At 70.1% G+C, this 1,139-nt stretch carries 1 protein-coding gene; it reads right to left on the bottom strand.

All coding sequences use genetic code 11. From position 1 onward, the window contains the following. The coding region (locus B0F77_RS48530; protein ID WP_158103027.1) for a hypothetical protein at nt 1-1,139 on the bottom strand (1,139 nt) is incomplete at both ends.

The raw sequence follows: 1,139 nt of genomic DNA, 5'->3' as shown, positions 1-1,139 counted from the left end.
GGGCTGTCGATCGTCTGGTTGCGCATGTCCCCGTACGGGAACTTCTTGCCTTCCCACACCAACGGCACCAACGCGACTGGCTCGGTACGCGACCGCACCACCGGTGCCGCCTGCTCCAGCGACCGGGCGAGATCAGCCTCACCGCCCGCCTTCGCGTTGACACCGAAGACGAATGCCACCTTGCCCTCGACGTCCCGCGCACCGGCCAGCATGCCGTCCAGCACGGCGGGCAGGTCCTTCAGCGCGCCGTGACCGAGGATCGCCGTGACCACGAAGGAAACCGGCTTCCGCTCGTCGACTCCGGCGGCGATCAAATCGAGGTAGTCGTCCTTGGACGGCAACCGCACCGGCCCCGGCGCCAACTCGTCGAACGCCGCGTTGTGCACAACCCGCGCCTCATCCAGAGACGCCACCGACACTTCCGGACCATGCAGCACGACGTCGTCGAACCGCGGCCGCTCGGTCGGCTGGGCCTCGTGCGAGGTGGACGGTTCGTCGTGGCCAGGTCCAGCCAGGTCCCCGTCGCCGAGCCGCGGTCGCTTGACCGGCCGGACGTCCCCGTCGTCGCCGGGCGCCGTGCGCGAAGGCCCTGGGTCCGCGTCGTCGAGCGGCGCCGGACGCGTTCGTGCCGGTCCACCGGGTTCGTAGGTGTGGCGGCCGTCGGCGTCGACGTGGTGCGTGATGTGGACCGGCTTGCGGCCGGCCTTGCCCGTGAACGGCTCGTGCACGGTGCTCGTGCCGTCCGGGTGGTGGATCACCACGTTGTTCTTGAGCTCGGTCGCGATCAACCGCGCGGCCAACTCGTCGGCGTTGCCCGCCCTGGTGTTCTCCCGCGGATCGGCGTCGGTGCTACGGGTGCGGTGCTGGACCAACGCGTTGACCAGGTGCCCGTGGTGCTCGATCGGATGACCCTGGACGAACGCGCCGATCTCGGACACGAGCTTCGCCTGGCTACCGGTCGCCACGTCGAGAACCTTGGCGCGCAACCGATCGGCATTGGCCGGATCCACCGCGCGGTAGAGGCTGCCGGGCACGGGTGACGGCGCGCTCGGCAGCACCTCGTGCTTGATCGACCCCAACGCCCTGGCCATGGCGGTGTTGCCGTCCGAGGTGGCCAGGTGGTGCGCCGCAACGGTCTT

Source organism: Lentzea kentuckyensis (assembly GCF_002150765.1).
GTDB lineage: Bacteria > Actinomycetota > Actinomycetes > Mycobacteriales > Pseudonocardiaceae > Lentzea > Lentzea kentuckyensis.
This window is presented reverse-complemented; position numbering and strand designations above follow the sequence as displayed.